11 protein-coding genes and 11 tRNA genes are annotated in these 16,680 nt (G+C 36.2%); 15 read left to right on the plus strand and 7 right to left on the minus strand.

Annotated features, from left to right (window positions below; translation table 11 throughout):
* The first annotated feature begins 32 nt into the window (after positions 1-32).
* The 12 genes from K4L44_03295 to tilS all read left to right on the plus strand — a co-directional run bounded on the left by K4L44_03295 (position 33) and on the right by tilS (position 11,705).
* A complete protein-coding gene (locus K4L44_03295) occupies positions 33-1,613 on the plus strand; it encodes an outer membrane protein transport protein (protein ID QZE14891.1) in 1,581 nt (526 codons plus the stop codon).
* Between the two features lie 276 nt (positions 1,614-1,889).
* A tRNA-Leu gene (locus K4L44_03300) sits at positions 1,890-1,971 on the plus strand.
* 46 nt (positions 1,972-2,017) lie between these two features.
* Positions 2,018-2,099: transfer RNA gene (locus tag K4L44_03305), tRNA-Leu, on the plus strand.
* A 35-nt stretch (positions 2,100-2,134) separates the two neighbouring features.
* Positions 2,135-2,216, plus strand: a tRNA-Leu gene (locus K4L44_03310).
* A gap of 35 nt (positions 2,217-2,251) precedes the next feature.
* Positions 2,252-2,333, plus strand: a tRNA-Leu gene (locus tag K4L44_03315).
* Positions 2,334-2,361: 28 nt separating this feature from the next.
* A tRNA-Leu gene (locus K4L44_03320) sits at positions 2,362-2,443 on the plus strand.
* Positions 2,444-2,480: 37 nt separating this feature from the next.
* A tRNA-Leu gene (locus K4L44_03325) sits at positions 2,481-2,562 on the plus strand.
* A gap of 502 nt (positions 2,563-3,064) precedes the next feature.
* Positions 3,065-5,470 (plus strand): glycoside hydrolase family 95 protein, encoded by a 2,406-nt coding sequence (locus tag K4L44_03330; GenBank protein QZE14892.1) that lies wholly within the window; start codon positions 3,065-3,067, stop codon positions 5,468-5,470.
* A 302-nt stretch (positions 5,471-5,772) separates the two neighbouring features.
* Positions 5,773-7,725: a hypothetical protein gene (locus K4L44_03335; GenBank protein QZE14893.1), complete on the plus strand. Its 1,953-nt coding sequence runs from the start codon at positions 5,773-5,775 to the stop codon at positions 7,723-7,725.
* 235 nt (positions 7,726-7,960) lie between these two features.
* Positions 7,961-9,199: a peptidase T gene (pepT, locus tag K4L44_03340; GenBank protein QZE14894.1), complete on the plus strand. Its 1,239-nt coding sequence runs from the start codon at positions 7,961-7,963 to the stop codon at positions 9,197-9,199.
* 9 nt (positions 9,200-9,208) lie between these two features.
* Entirely contained in the window at positions 9,209-10,300 is a 1,092-nt protein-coding gene (locus K4L44_03345; GenBank protein ID QZE14895.1) for a YhdH/YhfP family quinone oxidoreductase, read from the plus strand.
* A 76-nt stretch (positions 10,301-10,376) separates the two neighbouring features.
* Entirely contained in the window at positions 10,377-11,705 is a 1,329-nt protein-coding gene (gene tilS / locus K4L44_03350; protein QZE14896.1) for a tRNA lysidine(34) synthetase TilS, read from the plus strand.
* An 18-nt stretch (positions 11,706-11,723) separates the two neighbouring features.
* Here the strand turns inward: tilS and K4L44_03355 are convergent, their stop codons facing one another.
* Positions 11,724-11,981 carry a hypothetical protein gene (locus tag K4L44_03355; protein ID QZE14897.1) on the minus strand — a complete coding sequence of 86 codons (258 nt, stop codon included), beginning with the start codon at positions 11,979-11,981 and terminating at the stop codon, positions 11,724-11,726.
* Positions 11,982-12,309: 328 nt separating this feature from the next.
* A complete protein-coding gene (locus K4L44_03360; GenBank protein QZE14898.1) occupies positions 12,310-12,687 on the minus strand; it encodes a RidA family protein in 378 nt (125 codons plus the stop codon).
* A 291-nt stretch (positions 12,688-12,978) separates the two neighbouring features.
* On the opposite strand from K4L44_03360, the gene K4L44_03365 reads away from it, so the two are divergent.
* The 3 genes from K4L44_03365 to K4L44_03375 all read left to right on the plus strand — a co-directional run bounded on the left by K4L44_03365 (position 12,979) and on the right by K4L44_03375 (position 16,069).
* A complete protein-coding gene (locus K4L44_03365) occupies positions 12,979-14,040 on the plus strand; it encodes a lactonase family protein (protein ID QZE14899.1) in 1,062 nt (353 codons plus the stop codon).
* 613 nt (positions 14,041-14,653) lie between these two features.
* Positions 14,654-15,637: a group II intron reverse transcriptase/maturase gene (gene ltrA, locus K4L44_03370; protein QZE14900.1), complete on the plus strand. Its 984-nt coding sequence runs from the start codon at positions 14,654-14,656 to the stop codon at positions 15,635-15,637.
* A 60-nt stretch (positions 15,638-15,697) separates the two neighbouring features.
* Positions 15,698-16,069 (plus strand): hypothetical protein, encoded by a 372-nt coding sequence (locus K4L44_03375; GenBank protein ID QZE14901.1) that lies wholly within the window; start codon positions 15,698-15,700, stop codon positions 16,067-16,069.
* A gap of 74 nt (positions 16,070-16,143) precedes the next feature.
* Here K4L44_03375 and K4L44_03380 read toward each other — a convergent pair.
* From K4L44_03380 to K4L44_03400, 5 genes are all read right to left on the minus strand, one after another.
* Positions 16,144-16,217, minus strand: a tRNA-Arg gene (locus K4L44_03380).
* Between the two features lie 39 nt (positions 16,218-16,256).
* A tRNA-Arg gene (locus K4L44_03385) sits at positions 16,257-16,330 on the minus strand.
* A gap of 39 nt (positions 16,331-16,369) precedes the next feature.
* Positions 16,370-16,443, minus strand: a tRNA-Arg gene (locus K4L44_03390).
* A gap of 39 nt (positions 16,444-16,482) precedes the next feature.
* Positions 16,483-16,556: transfer RNA gene (locus K4L44_03395), tRNA-Arg, on the minus strand.
* Positions 16,557-16,595: 39 nt separating this feature from the next.
* Positions 16,596-16,669 (minus strand) — tRNA-Arg (locus K4L44_03400).
* Positions 16,670-16,680 lie beyond the last annotated feature (11 nt).

Raw genomic sequence — 16,680 nt, forward strand, 5'->3', positions numbered from 1 at the left:
TTGATTTGAATAGAATCTAAAAATAGATTATTATGAGAAGTTATATATATATACTGATTGTTGTTTTGGGGATCGGTCCCACCATGGCTCATGCTCAGAAAGTAGATAATTTAATGCAGTTTAATAGCAGACAAGTTGGTCAAACTGCAAGAAGTGCTGCTATGGGAGGTGCTTTTGGAGCTTTGGGAGGAGATCTCTCTTCTGTCTTGATTAATCCTGCTGGAATTGCAGTATTTCAATCTAGTGAAATATCTTTTACCTCTAATATATATAATGGTATTGATGCCCGAACTACATATGGGGGACAGATGAATACTGTCAGTGAAAGTGGGATGAAGATACCTAATTTTGGTATTGTAGGTGTGATCCCGAATATGGGTGCTAGTTCGAATATTGTGAATTTCAACTTTGGTTTCTCTTATAACAGATCTGCTGATTTTAATAACCTATCCTATGCTAATTTAGATAATACCTCAAGTTCAAGAATTGATGCTTATGCTACGCAGGCAACGGCAAAAAACCTCTATTTTGATGATGTGAGATATGTTGATGGTGAAGTTTCTCCATACAATAAAGCTCCAATAAATAGTGTATTGGCTTTTCAAGGATACCTGATAGAGCAACATAAAAATGATAAAGGAGAATTTGTTGAAGGTTATTGGTATTCTATCTTGCCTGCTGATGCGATTATGAATCAAACAGTTCGTAAGGAAACTAGTGGGTACATAAATAATTACACTTTCAGTATGGGAGGTAATGTGAACCATAAATTCTATTTTGGTATGGCATTAAACCTTCAAGATTATTATTATGAAGAGCGTAAAACCTATACAGAAAGAGGAGTAAATAATAATATTACAGAATTTACCCATAATGAATACTTAAGACAAAACGCTTTTGGATATAGTGTTAATCTTGGTTTTATTTATAGGCCTGCACCATTTATACGTTTTGGAGCTTCTATGACTACACCAACCTATTTTAAGGTGACAGAAGACTTTAGTGCCTCGATGACTTCAGATGTGGTTTATGATGGGAAAAGAGAGAATGCTTATGAGGAGTCTCCTATATTTAAAGGTAAATATGAAGTGCAAACTCCATTTGTTTGGAATGCAGGATTGGCTTTCGTAATAGGAAAGAGATTTATATTAAGCCAAGATGTTACTTATATGGATTATGGTAATTCAAAGTTTAGTACAGCTGATGGAAATGTCGATAGTTATGCATTTGAGCAAACCAACCAGAGCGTATCTAAAATCTATAAAGATAAGATTGAGTCTCGAACAGGGTTGGAGATAAGAATGGATAGAAATGTTTATTTAAGAGGAGGATACCAATTTTCGAATTCTCCATTTAATGCCCAAATTGAAGGTTATACAACTGCAGATGGAGCTGATCAGATCGCAAGCAATAATACATATCATGCATATTCATGTGGTATCGGTTATAGAACAAGTAAGTTTTTTATTGATGCAGCTTATGTTTATGACTATAGGTCTGAAAATTATTATCAATATGTTGAAGCTTCGGAGTTTAATTATGTAGAGTCTCCAAAGACTGAAACAGAGTGGACAACTCAAAAGCTAATGGTGACACTTGGTTTTAGATTTTAGTCGTTTCGTAATTGACGTAATATTAGAAGGAGCCGTTTTGTTTTTGGTCCAAACAAAATGGCTCCTTTTGTTTTTTCCTTATTTAAGAAAAGAACGAAGTCAATAAATAACTAGTTTTTTGTCCTATGAAGTTATTTTGTAGCGTTTTGAATGTCAGAAATATAGCAATGATAGCCATTTAATGGGAAGATATAGATCCTCTTTTTTGTGGAAAAAAGATTGCATTTTTGTTTTGAACTAAGAAAAAAGCTCCTATATTTGCAACGCAATTCTGAGGCGGATGTGGCGTAATTGGTAGCCGCGCTAGACTTAGGATCTAGTGCCGAGAGGCGTGGGGGTTCGAGTCCCTTCATCCGCACTGTGGTATTATATCAGAATTGATTTTATTGTTTTTGTCAAAACACGCGGACGTGGCGTAATTGGTAGCCGCGCTAGACTTAGGATCTAGTGCCGAGAGGCGTGGGGGTTCGAGTCCCTTCGTCCGCACAAAAGTTCTTTATAATATTTTTCAAACAAAACACGCGGATGTGGCGTAATTGGTAGCCGCGCTAGACTTAGGATCTAGTGCCGAGAGGCGTGGGGGTTCGAGTCCCTTCATCCGCACAAGTTCATTTGAACTTTTGTTTTGTAATTGTCCTGCGGACGTGGCGTAATTGGTAGCCGCGCTAGACTTAGGATCTAGTGCCGAGAGGCGTGGGGGTTCGAGTCCCTTCGTCCGCACGAAACGTTTTTTGTTTGAAGAATCCACGCGGATGTGGCGTAATTGGTAGCCGCGCTAGACTTAGGATCTAGTGCCGAGAGGCGTGGGGGTTCGAGTCCCTTCATCCGCACAAGTTCATTTGAACTTTTTTGTATTGTAGTTGTCCTGCGGACGTGGCGTAATTGGTAGCCGCGCTAGACTTAGGATCTAGTGCCGAGAGGCGTGGGGGTTCGAGTCCCTTCGTCCGCACATATTTTACAAAAAGCCTCTGTTTTTACAGAGGCTTTTTTGTTGGTATAATATTCCTTCTTTTTTTGTTTTATCATATTGCGTTCAAAAAGTAAGAACTTACCATATATGATAAACGACTTCTCACTGTTATTTGTCATGATCTATTATGTTTGTTATCTTTAGTTGATTACAATTCAGATTCTAGTATTTGTTATTTCACTAGTTGTTTTATCCTTTGGTTATATTGGAGTGTATCTCTATTAATTTTGTATTGATGATGGATTCGTAACACCTTATTATTCTAAATTATGTATATCTTTTCTTCTGAGTTAATCTGAGAAATTGTTTTTACTTGAATGATGTGATTGTATCGACTTTTATTAAACTGATTTAATTTAACTAAACACATGCAAACTTGTTCCCGGGAATCAACTCAACGGATAAGTTTGGAAAACTTATCTGATTATTATTGAAAAAATACAACAGGTCTTTGTTATTGTTTTTAAAGAATAGAAACTCCATGATGGAATTTTCTGTTGGTCTTTGGAAAAGATTCGTATTTAAAGGATTGCTTAGTGCTTTATTATTTAATTTAACCTCTTTATTCTTTGTGTCCTGTCAACATTCAAGAGATCCTTTTCTGTTGCAAGACCATGTTTTGTGGTATGATACTCCTGCGGAGAAGTGGGAAGAGGCTCTACCCTTAGGTAATGGGCGTTTTGGTGCAATGATTTTTGGTCTTTCAAATCATGAACGAATACAGTTAAATGATGACTCCTTATGGCCTGAAGATGATGGATGGAGTGAACCCAAAGGAAATAGGAGTGATTTGATAAAAATACGTCAGCTTTTAATCGATGGTAAAAATGATGAGGTTGATCGATTGTTTGTTTCAAAATTTTCTAATAAAAGTGTTGTACGTTCTCATCAAACATTGGGGGATCTATATATTGAATTGAATCAAAAACCTTTCACAGATTATAGGAGGCATTTAGATATAGACAAAGCATTAAGTATGACTCAATATAAATGTGGTGATTACCTTACAAAACAGGAGGTGTTTATCTCAAAACCTCATAATATAATGGTTATTCGCCTTTCTACTGAGAGTCCTGATGGATTAAATGGTATAATACGTTTGGATCGTCCTAAAGATCATGGCTTTGCTACAGCAAAAACATATATTAATAGTAAAAGTATAATGGTAATGGAGGGGGAAGTGACCCAGAGAGGAGCTAAGTTTCGCTCTACTCCGTCACCGATACTTCATGGAGTATGTTTCCAAACCCAATTGAAGGTAATGAATGAAGATGGAACTGTAGTTAAAGATGGTAATAGTCTTCGTTTATCAGGAGTGAAACAAGCAACTCTCTATATTGCTTCAAACTCATCTTACTATCATAAGAATTATAGATTAAAAAATAGTAAAGACCTTAAAATAGCGACACAAATTGGATATCATTCTATAAAGCAAAGTCATATAAACGATTATCAAAAATATTATCGTCGTGTATGTTTAAGCTTAAATAAAGTGTCAAAGGATTCTATATCTACTAGTCAGCGACTTGCTTTAATGAAGAAGGGGAAGAAAGATTTAGGATTAGAGGCATTATTGTTTAATTATGGTAGATATCTTTTAATTAGTTCCTCTCGTCCAGGAACCAATCCTGCGAACCTTCAAGGGCTATGGAATCAAAATATAGAAGCTCCGTGGAATTCTGATTATCATTTGAATATTAATTTGCAAATGAATTATTGGTTGGCAAATGTTACGAATTTAGATGAGTTGAATATGCCACTCTTTGCTTATATTGATCGATTAGTGGAGAATGGGCAAAAAACTGCTTTAAACAATTTTGGCTGTAGAGGTGCGTTTATTCCACATGCATCGGATATTTGGGCATCAACATGGTTAAGAGCACCGACTGCATATTGGGGTTGTTCACTCGGAGCAGGAGGGTGGCTTATGCAACACTACTGGGAGCAGTTTGCATTTACAAATGATACATTATTTTTAAAAACAAGGGCACTACCAGCTATCGAACAAGTGGCTAAGTTTTATAGTGATTGGTTAATAGAGGATCCTAGAGATGGATATCTTGTGTCTGCTCCTTCTACTTCTCCAGAAAACCGTTTTTATAATAAAGATGGCAAGCCTGTTGCTAGTTGTATGGGATCTGCAATGGATCAACAAGTGATAGAAGAAGTGTTTGATCACTATTTGAAAGGATGTGAGATTCTGAAAATAAATTCTCCTTTGGTATCAAAAATTAAAGAACAGAGGGCAAGAATAAGATCTGGATTTGTTCTTGGTAGTGATGGACGTATTTTAGAATGGGATAGAGAGTATAAAGAGGTTGAACCAGGACATCGACATATGTCACAACTTTATGGCTTTCATCCTGGTACTGCTGTAAGTTATAGTAAGACCCCTAATTTGATGAAAGCTGTAGAGAAGACATTAAATTACCGAATCGATCATGGAGGTGCTGGGACAGGATGGAGTAGGGCATGGCTCATAAATTGCAGTGCCCGTCTATTAAATGGTGATATGGCCCAAAAACATATTGAGTATCTCTTTAAAAAGTCGATATATAAGAATCTTTTTGATGCACATCCTCCTTTTCAAATTGATGGAAATTTTGGTTATACTGCAGGGGTTGCTGAGATGCTCGTACAATCTTATGAAGAGGGAATAGTTCGTATTTTACCTGCACTGCCATCTTCGTGGGAAAATGGAGCTGTTAAAGGATTAAAAGCAAGAGGAGACATTGCTGTTGACATTCATTGGAAAGATGGAAAGGCTACACAAGTGGATCTTTTAAGTCCTTTTGATCAAAAAATACGTTTAATTGTGAATGGAAGAGAACTAGATGTAAAGCTGTTCAAAGATAAAATTTATCAATATCGATCAGATAAGTACTAAATTGCGATTGTCCCTATGGTAGTATAGGGACAAAATCTGCTGCTGTTTGATTTCTATGAATGTAGTGAGCTTGTATAAATAGATGAAAGTTGGATGTGTTAAATGTGGATATATACCCCATTTTTTTTCGTTGTCGCTACCGTCCTAGATTTAAGTTTTCATAATTGTTTTTGCTTCATTCGAATTTAATAATTTGGACAATACTGTTTATGTAAAAAAAAGCTCTTATTCCATTGATCTTTTTTATTGGTAGAGTTGTTTATAAAAAAAAGATTATAGACAACATTTAAAATAGATAAGCTATGAAGAAATGGAGCGTGAATTATATCTTTTCATTATTGCTCATTTTTATTCCTTTTATTGGATATTCACAATCTACACAGGTTGTTGTGAAACAGAGGGGTGATAAGAAGATAAATAGTACTGTATCCATCACTACAGAGACTGGTGAAGGAGTCCCTAAAGAGTCTGAATTTCAGAAGACAAAAGATCTATATATTAAGGTCGTTCCAGAAAAGGGAAATTTATTGTTTAAGTTTACAAAGAAGGATGTAGACTCACTAAAACAGTATCTTACAATTGTTCAAAACAAAAAATATTTTTGGCCTGTAAGGGCTAATGCTATTATTACGAGCTTTCCTACAAAAGAGCTAAAAGGAGCTTTAGTGATATATGATAAGTCAGACCTAGATATAACTAAGCCTTTTGTCTTTACCTATTTGAAGAATACCAGTAAAGCCGTGCAGATAAAAGAGAATTTATGGAGAGGCTATGATACGTTTTCTCAGCTTTATACAAAAGGGAAAGAGGAACTAAAAACGGATAAGTATAATGCATTGAAAAAACTTGCAGCATTTACCCCAAAGTCTCCTGAGTCAATGAAGTTCTCTTTCTCTCAAGATGCTGTAGGACTATATAATAAAACATTAGAAGGTGTTGTTAAATCGTTTGATGATCAGACTGCTGCGATTATGTCTTTAGATCCTACTGATAGATTTAATACTGAAAATAAGAAAAAAATAGCGAAACTCTCTACCGCGTGGAAATTGGAGGTGCCCAAATTTGTTCCTTTATTAGATAAGGACAATAAAGAGCAGGCTGAAATGCTTAATCAGGTAGTTGAAATCAATAAACGTTTTTCAACCTTTGCTAATGGATATGTTCTACAGGTTCTTTATGATTATGATTACAATGAATATAAATTTGAATTGTTTGTAAATACTATTTCGAAGATGTTGATTCATAGTACACCTGTTGACTATGTTAAAGGTTTAGAACCTATTGATTTGAAGGTGCTTGATAAGTTGAAAGCGGAAAAGAGTGATTTGGCAAAATTTGGATTTAGTGACGAATTTACAAAGCTGGTTGAGCTTATAAATACTAATATTAGATCGGGGAAATATGTTCTAGATTCAAATGTAGTAAGTAGGCTTCGCCTTCTAAAAGGTGAAGAGAAATATCCAAACTATGAGATTATTGATGCATTTAACTCTTTGGTACAAAAAGATATCAAGTCATTTAGTGTGAAATTGCATAAGGTAGCTGATGTGGCGACAACACACCATCTTGTTTATGAGTTGTCTGGCTGGATGGCTGCTCTTTATTACACTGATAAGAAAGTCGATGTTCAGGTAATTGGTTTAATTAACCAAGGGAAGGCATTGTTAGAACAAAATAATATTGTTAAAGCAGGTGATACTTTTGAGATGGCATTCAAGTTGAATCGTATTATGCCTATCACTCAATACTATATAGGACTAGCTTATTATTTGCAAGGGCAAGAATATACAGGGATAAAGTTTTTTAACAATTCATTAAAGATAGAGCCTTCTTTAACTATTCCATATGTGAAAGAACTAGAGTTTTACTCTCAGGAAGAGCAGTGGGAGGAGGGATTGGAAATGGCAAATAAAGCTTTAAAACAACACCCTAATAATTGGTATTTCTTGCATACAAAAGCTAAGATGTTATTTGAATTAAATAAGTACGAAGAGTCTAAAGCTTTGATAATAGGTGAAATGATTGAAATTAGACCTCAGCAGATTGGTCAGTATTTCTTAGCAGGAGATATCTATTTAAAACAAGATTCATTGGGTCAAGCTCGAACATGGTATGGCAAAGCTGGGGATATCGATCCTACGAATCTAAAATATGAAGAGAAGATGAGAGATTGGGAGGCTGCAAATAAAAAATCTAAAATGAAGTCTAAAACAGTCAAGAAAAAAAGTGTAAAGCCTAAAAATAAAAGTAAGTAGATATAATAAAAAACACTCCTTCAATCATTCAAGAAGGAGTGTTTTTTGTATTATATGAACTATTTGTTGATAAAAAGCGATAATTACGTGCTGCTTTTTATTTTTTATGACAAGGATTGATGGTGCTCCAACCTATTTTGGTTATTTTTACAATCTAAATTATAAGTCTTTGTTAAGGCTTGCTTTGTTAGATATATAATTATACTTCAATAATAGTTCCATTAATTTATTACATATGAAGAGTAGTGTTTTAGAACGTTTTCTGAGATATGTCGCAATGGATACCGAATCGGATCCAAATACAGGACTAACTCCAAGTACACCTGGTCAATATGAGTTTGCTTTGAAACTAAAAGAGGAACTTATTCAATTAGGTCTACAAGATGTTTCTTTAGATGACAATGGTTACCTAATGGCATGTCTACCAGCAAATACAGAAGAGGAAATCCCAACAATTGGGTTTATTGCGCATATGGACACCAGCCCTGATTTCAGTGGTAAAAATGTAAATCCTCGTATTGTTGCAGAGTATGATGGGAAAGATATCGTTCTAAATGCTGAAAAGAACATTATTCTTTCAACAGATCATTCTCCTGAATTAAAAGATTATGTTGGCCAAGATTTAATCGTAACAGATGGTACCACTCTTTTAGGTGCTGATGATAAGGCCGGATTATCAGAAATTCTGACAGCAATGGAGTACTTAATCCAGCATCCTGAAGTAAAACATGGAAGGGTAATGATTGGTTTCACACCAGATGAAGAGATTGGTGCTGGAGCTGATTACTTTGATGTAGAAAAGTTTGGTGCTGAGTTTGCTTATACTATTGATGGAGGACAAATAGGGGAGCTTGAATACGAGAATTTTAATGCTGCATCAGCTACTATTCAGTTTCATGGTATTTCTGTTCATCCTGGTTATGCTTACCATAAGATGATCAACTCTATGCGTATTTCCAATCAATTTATCTCTATGATTGCACGCTGTGAAACTCCTGAGCATACTACAGGTTATGAGGGATTTTACCATCTTATTGGCATGCAAGGATCTGTTGAGTTGACTACATTGAACTATATTATTCGTGATCATGATCGCCATAAGTTCGAGATCAAAAAGAAAGAGTTAGTACATTTGGTTCGTAAAATAAACTCTGAGTTTGGTGAGGGGTGTGCAACAATTGATATTAGCGATTCTTACTACAATATGCGTGAAAAGGTTGAGCCTGTGAAGTATATTGTGGATATGGCAGAGGAAGCAATGATTGAAGTAGGAGTGAAACCAATAAAGAAACCTATTAGAGGTGGAACTGATGGTGCACGATTGTCATTTATGGGACTTCCTTGTCCTAATATCTTTGGTGGTGGGCATAATTTTCATGGAAAATTTGAGTATATTCCAATTCAATCGATGGAGAAAGCTTGCGAAGTGATCTTAAAGATTATTGAGAAAACTCAAACACTTAAAAAGAAATAGAACATCATTATGGCAAATCAAATGAACAGAACTACACCAAATTTAAGTCCTGCAAAAAACACTGAACCAAAAGCTAATAAGGATCATAAACATCAAGTGAATTGTCCTTGTGGTGTTGATTTTCGTGCTTTAAGAATTTTCGAAGAGAAGGGGATTTTTCGTACTGAAATTGTACATAGAAAGGTGCATGAACTTCCAGAAGGAGATGTATTGATTCGTATACAGTACTCTTCTTTGAATTATAAAGATGTCCTTTCTATGAAAGGAAATAGAGGTGTTACACGACATTTTCCTCATACTCCTGGTATTGATGGAGCAGGAGTCGTTGAAGATTCGAGTGACGATCGTTTTAAAGTAGGTGATAAAGTTATTATTACTTCCTTTGATTTAGGAATGAACCATGATGGTGCACTTGCAGAGTATGTTTGTGTTCCTGCAGATTGGGTTGTGGCACTTCCTTCGCAGATGGACTTTAAAGCGGCTATGGCACTCGGTACAGCTGGTTTTACCGCTGGACTCTCAGTTTTACGCCTTTTAGAGGGGGGGCAAACACCAGAGATGGGTCCTGTTTTAGTTACAGGTGCTGCTGGAGGAGTTGGATCTGTTGCTTGTTTGATTCTTAATAAACTAGGATTTGATATTATTGCTGGAACATCCAATATTACGGATAGTAAAGATTTTATTACGAAACTCGATGTCGTTCGTCATATCGATAATAGCGTGATTGATGATCGATCAAAACGTGCACTATTACGACCAATGTGGGGTGGTGCTATTGATACTGTAGGCGGCAATGTTTTGGCAACCGCATTGAAATCATGTGTCTATGGTGGAAATGTAACTTGTTGTGGAAATGTATTCTCTGGAGATCTAGAAACATCTGTTTATCCTTTTATCTTGAACGGAATCTCTTTATTGGGAGTAGATTCTCAAAATACTCCAATGGAGAAACGTGTTCAGGTATGGAACTTGTTAGCTAATGAGTGGAAGTTAGATAACTTGTTTGATATTTGCAGTGAGATCTCACTTGAGGATGTCGTAGCTCATTCTCAAGCAATGATGCGTAAAAAAGGAAGAGGTCGCATTCTTGTGAAAATTTGATATCATTTATTATTAATATGATCATAGACATCTTCCTGCTTTCAAATGGAGGATGTCTATTTTATTTTTATAGCTTATGTTGTTTTCAGCCTTTAAGCATTTCCTAGAAACAAGAGAGATAGAGAGCAATTCTAAAGTCTTGTTGGCGGTTAGTGGAGGAGTCGATTCTATGGTAATGGCAGATCTTTTTCAAAGATCCAAACTTCCTTTCTCGATTGCTCACTGTAATTTTAAACTTCGAGCGGAAGAGTCTGAGAAGGATACAACCTTAGTTCATAACTATGCTCTAAGTCTTGATATTCCTTTCTACTGTGAGTATTTTGATACAACAGCATATGCCGAAGAAAATAACCTTTCTATAGAGATGGCTGCACGTAACCTTCGTTATGATTGGTTCTATCGTATTGCTGAAGAAGATGGGTTTGATTACATTGCCATTGCTCACCATCGAGATGATTCTCTAGAGACTTTTATTCTAAATTGGACAAGAGGAGCTGGAATAAAAGGTCTGACTGGAATAGACGAAATGAATCATAAAATACTTAGGCCTCTTATTGAGGTGAGTAGGGATGATATTATTGAGTATGCTGACATCTATAATATTCCTTTCCGCCATGATGCTTCTAACGATTCGGAAGTGTATCTTAGAAATATAGTTCGTCACTCCATTCTACCTCAGATAGATCGTTTAAATGATAAGGCTAGAGCGAAGATGAATCAATCTATAAGCTACTTAAAACAGGTGGAGAATATCTATCGTGATTCTATTGCGCAAGCAAAAGAACGCGTAGTTTATCGTAATGATGACGAAAGTATATGTATCGATAAAGAGGCTCTACTTGATTTTATTGAACCAGAACAGTTGCTTTATGAAATTATATACCCTTTAGGTTTTAATTCTAAGCAAGTAGGTCAAGTGATGCATTCCGTGCAATATTCAATATCAGGAAAAACATTCTTATCCCAATGTTACAAGCTTGTAAATGATAGAGATAAACTTCTTATCTATTCTAACCAAGATTTAAATCAAGATATTGAGTTTCAATTTTCTATAGATTGCTTGTCATCAACCCTACCGATCCCGATGGAGATAGAAGTAAAAGAATGGACTCGAACATGTGACATTGTGCGAAATCCTAAAATTGCTTACATCGATTTAGATAAGATCTCAGAACCATTGGTGTTAAGGCATTGGAAGAGAGGAGATAAGTTCCGTCCTTTAGGTATGAGAGGATTTAAGAAGGTTTCTGACTATTTTATTGATCGAAAATGGAATATTCAACAGAAAGAGTCTGCATGGATATTATGCTCAGGGGATGAAATTATATGGATTGTAGGAGAGAGGTTAGATGATCGATTTAAAGTACATAAAGCAACAATAAAAGCACTGATTATTAGATTATAATAGGTAGGAGTGTGTTTGTTATCCAAAGCATACACCTACCTCTTTTTCAATCTTCTCAAGAGCACTGTAGTTGTATTTAGACTTCATTAACTCATTAAATAGATCTTGAGCCTTCTCTTTTAGTTGTGGATCTTTGTATTGATTTGGAGTGCATTTTTTAATCAGTTTCTGATACAGAGGTAGGCATTTTGAAAGATCATGATTAAAAGACTCTAGAGAATCATTTGGTCTACTCTTTTTTTTTAGCTCCTCTTTCATTTTGCTGTTCTTGTCCATTATGTGAACACATATTATTGAAATGAGAATAGCATAAGCAAGAAGGCAGTAGTGTGAAGCGAAGTACATAATTGTTTTGTTTTATTGTTTAACTTGATACAAATATATTGTACTGCTATGCGATGGATCTGCACAGTAAAAATAAATTAAAATATTTTCCTTCTATAAGCTAAAAATTAGATGACTTTGTTCTGATCGTATCGGGTTAAGAAGCTTCAATATTAAGTATTTTGATAAACTAAGATGGTTCACTCCCTTTTTATTAAAGCCAGTGAACCATTTTAGTATATGTTGCCTGAAGTATCAGGCTAAACAATGCAAAAAGTAATTAGATATGGGCAATAAACTCAATCTCGACCAATGCTCCTAGAGCTAGATCCGTCCCTCCAACAGTACTTCTTGCAGGAAAATCTTCTGTAAAGAAAGTGCCATATACTTTATTCATTGTAGCAAAATCACTAAGATCTTTAAGAAATACAGACGTTTTGATTACCTTAGAAAGGTCAGATCCTGCAGCCTTTAGAATCGCTTCAGCATTTTTAAATACTTGTTTTGTTTGTTTTTCTACATCAGGAGAGATCTTTCCTGTTGCAGGATCGATAGGAAGTTGTCCAGATGTATAAATCATGTCTCCTATTTTTGTTGCCTGTGAATATGGTCCAATAGCACCTGGTGCTTCTGTTGTTGAAATGACCTCTTTTTTCATAATGTCTATATATTTTAGTTATATTTTTCGCTCCTCAAAATAGTTAAAATAGTGCACTAATGGAATGACATTGTTTTTATTTAAGAAAAACAAGGTCTAATTTATAGATTCTAATCTGTTCTATTTTGGGTGCCTGAAAGTTATACCCTGAGATTTAGTTTTTTTTGTAAATAAAACAGTCTTTGTGTTTAAAAAGTTTAATACTTTCTTGTTAAGATAGAAACGATTAAATTCTAGTTATATTTCAAATATCTAATTTCCATAATTTGTTTTACATCAAAAAGTTGACTAATGAATATTCTTAGAAAGAAAAATAGTATGCTAATCTTGTTCTCTATATTTTTAGGGAGCTGTACTTCACCAAAGAACAATGAAAAACTGTGGGTTGGAACTTATACTAATGGTACAAGCGATGGTGTTTATGTGGTTGATGTCAATAGCCCGAAGTTAAAGAGCACTCTTGAGTACACTATTGACAATCCTTCCTATATGGACTTTAATAAGGATTTAGTAGCGATGGTATCAGAGAATAAAGAGGGAGGAGTTGCTTTGTCTAACAAGAGTGGTGAGATCGCTCTTCGTTTCTCGAGTCATGGGAGTTATCCTTGTTATATTGCAATATCTCCACAAGCTTTAAAGATTGCTTATGCCAATTACGTAGGAGGAAATGTCGTTGTCTACGATAGAAAAAGTAAACAGTCAAAAGTATATCATCAGGAAGGAACAGGACCCGTTTTAGATCGTCAGGAAGCATCTCATATGCATTGTGTTACTTGGGGGAAAGATGATAATACAATATTTACTATAGATTTAGGATCGGATCAGTTAATGATGCATAGTTTCATAGAGAAAAATGTTCCTGATCGATTGGTATTTCGATTTCATCCAGGTAAGGGTCCTAGGCACATGTTATGGAGTAGAGACCATCAATTCGCATTGGTTGTAACAGAACTTTCAAACGAAATATATATATTAGCTTGGGATGAAGAGAGAAAGATTTTTATCCAGACTGATGTTGTGAAGGCGAATCAAGGTGTCATTTCGCCAACGTATGTAGCTGCTGTAAAGATGTCGAAAGATGAAAAATATGTATATGTAAGTAATAGAGGAGAGAATAGCATTGTTCGATTTTCATTAGATAGAGAGACACTGAAGCTTAATGATCCTGTGTGGACTAATACTGAAGGAAATTTCCCTCGTGATTTTGCAATTAGTAAGGATGGCAAAAAGATGGCTGTAGCAAATCAAAAGGATGGGGGGGTGACATTATTTGATATAGATAATAAAGGGATTCCTCATTTTACTGGTAAACGTATTCAGTTGGATCAACCAGTATATGTTCGATTTAGATAGATTTATTGATATAGGGTAGTTATGATGATGAGGCTTCTTCAATTCTATCCTATTTCATTTTGTAATCTTTTCTAAGATTGTTTGAATCTAGATTACTAGGTCTTGTTCGAAAAATCAAATAGAGTAGTTATCTAAAACATGAAGGGGGCATTCTTTTCAGAATGCCCCCTTTTTTTAGTATGTCGGGCATGGTAATAGTCTAGCAGAGTGCAAGTCTCTGTATGTGCCGAGTTGATAGGAAACATTAGCAATTGGCAAGGGTGTTGGAGGTGACTCCAAATCTGAAGGAAGCCATTAGCAAACTTGACGTATTGACGCACAGAAATCTGATATAAGGCTGATTTGGAGCGGGCAACCGAGCTATAGATTGGGAACGCCCGAAATTCAACCGTAACTCCATACAGTAAATCAGGTGATACGCAAGGAAAGTCTATTACCTTATCCCGAGAGATCTCACCACCTGTTGCACCCGTAACAAACCGAGAGGAGACAATCGGCCATAGGTACTTATAAGAGTGAGAAGTCAGCAGAAGACATAGTAGTTTTCTTTTTTTTAGGAAAACGAAGGTCTGAATCAATTAACGTAAGGAGCAGTCAGTCGAACGTTTATTTTATGGAGCATCAGCAAGACATAGCGTACCAATTAGATCTGTTCATGGAACGGAGGCTGGACACTATACACCAATATGGAGATCGTATACACGTAGAGGGCGCGAATCTATCATTGGGGAAGCAAGTAAAACGAGTCAATAAACAAGGACGAGCCTTAGCTACCGACTTGATCGGTATTGTATGTTCGCACGATAATTTACATCGTGCCTTTAAGCAGGTGAAACGAAACAAAGGAGCCGCAGGTATAGATCGAGTACCGGTTGGAAAATTTTCAACATGGTACGCCGAATATGGCGAATCAATGGTTGACAATATTTTGCTAGGTACTTACTATCCTCAATCCGTTCGGAGTGTTATGATTCCGAAAGCCAATGGAGGGGATCGCGAATTAGGTATCCCTACAGTTCAGGATAGAGTTATTCAACAAGCTATTTCTCAGGTATTAACTCCTATTTACGAGAATGAGTTTTCAAATTACAGTTATGGATTTCGTCCTAAACGTAGTGCTCATCAGGCATTAAAACAAGCGAGTGAATATGTTTCAGATGACATGTACTACGTTGTCGATATGGATATGAAGAGCTTCTTTGATGAAGTGAACCATGACCGATTGATATGGAAATTAAGCCATAAAGTAGAGGATCAACGCCTACTTTTACTAATCCGTCGTTACTTACAATGTGGAATTATGAAAGGGGGAGTGACATCTGTACGAATTAAAGGAACCCCACAAGGTTGTCCTTTATCACCACTTTTGTCAAACGTTGTACTAGATGAACTTGATAAAGAATTAGAATCTAGAGGTCATTGTTTTGTAAGATATGCTGACGATTTTAGCATTTTTGTTCGCAGCCATAGAGCCAGCGAGAGAGTAAAGAAATCGATAAGCAACTTTCTCACCTCTCAACTTAAATTAAAAGTCAATGAAGAAAAGAGTATCAGTTGTGAGAGTAGTAAAACCGAACTACTAGGCTACACTATCTAAAACAACGGAACACTTATCATTGGAAGATCTCGAACGGCACGTCTTAAATCTAAGGTAAGAATGGTAACCAAACGTAACCGAGGACGAAGTCTGAAACAAGTTGTAGAAGAACTTAATCCTATCTTACGAGGATGGTTTAATTATTTTAAATGGGCAAGTTGCAAACGTATATTGAATGATATCGACGCATGGATTCGAAGAAAGTTAAGATGTTATCGATTGAAGCAATGCAAGAAAACGATCGCAGCAAAACGATTTCTGAATAATCTAGGAGTTCGGACATGGCAGAGTTGGATTCTAGCACTGTCAGGTAAGGGTTGGTGGCGTAAGTCAAGCAGTCCACAATCACATCAAGCAATGAGTTTGCAATGGTTCGATAAATTAGGGCTATACAATATGTCGATAAACTACGAAAAGTTCAGAGTTAATTGAAACCGCCGTATACGAGAGTATGTACGGTGGTGTTAGAGGACGGGGGAGTAATCCCCCTACCTACTCGATTTCAGTGAACAAGGAGGGATTCGAACCCCCAACCTCCTGATCCGTAGTCAGGTGCACTATCCAGTTATGCTACTCGTCCAATAAAAAAGTTCAGTATGTTTCCGTTGAAACATGAATGTGAACAAGGAGGGATTCGAACCCCCAACCTCCTGATCCGTAGTCAGGTGCACTATCCAGTTATGCTACTCGTCCAATAAAAAAGTTCAGTATGTTTCCGTTGAAACATGAATGTGAACAAGGAGGGATTCGAACCCCCAACCTCCTGATCCGTAGTCAGGTGCACTATCCAGTTATGCTACTCGTCCAATAAAAAAGTTCAGTATGTTTCCGTTGAAACATGAATGTGAACAAGGAGGGATTCGAACCCCCAACCTCCTGATCCGTAGTCAGGTGCACTATCCAGTTATGCTACTCGTCCAATAAAAAAGTTCAGTATGTTTCCGTTGAAACATATATGTGAACAAGGAGGGATTCGAACCCCCAACCTCCTGATCCGTAGTCAGGTGCACTATCCAGTTATGCTACTCGTCCAATAAAAAAGT

The organism is Prolixibacteraceae bacterium (assembly GCA_019720755.1).
GTDB lineage: Bacteria > Bacteroidota > Bacteroidia > Bacteroidales > Prolixibacteraceae > Halosquirtibacter > Halosquirtibacter laminarini.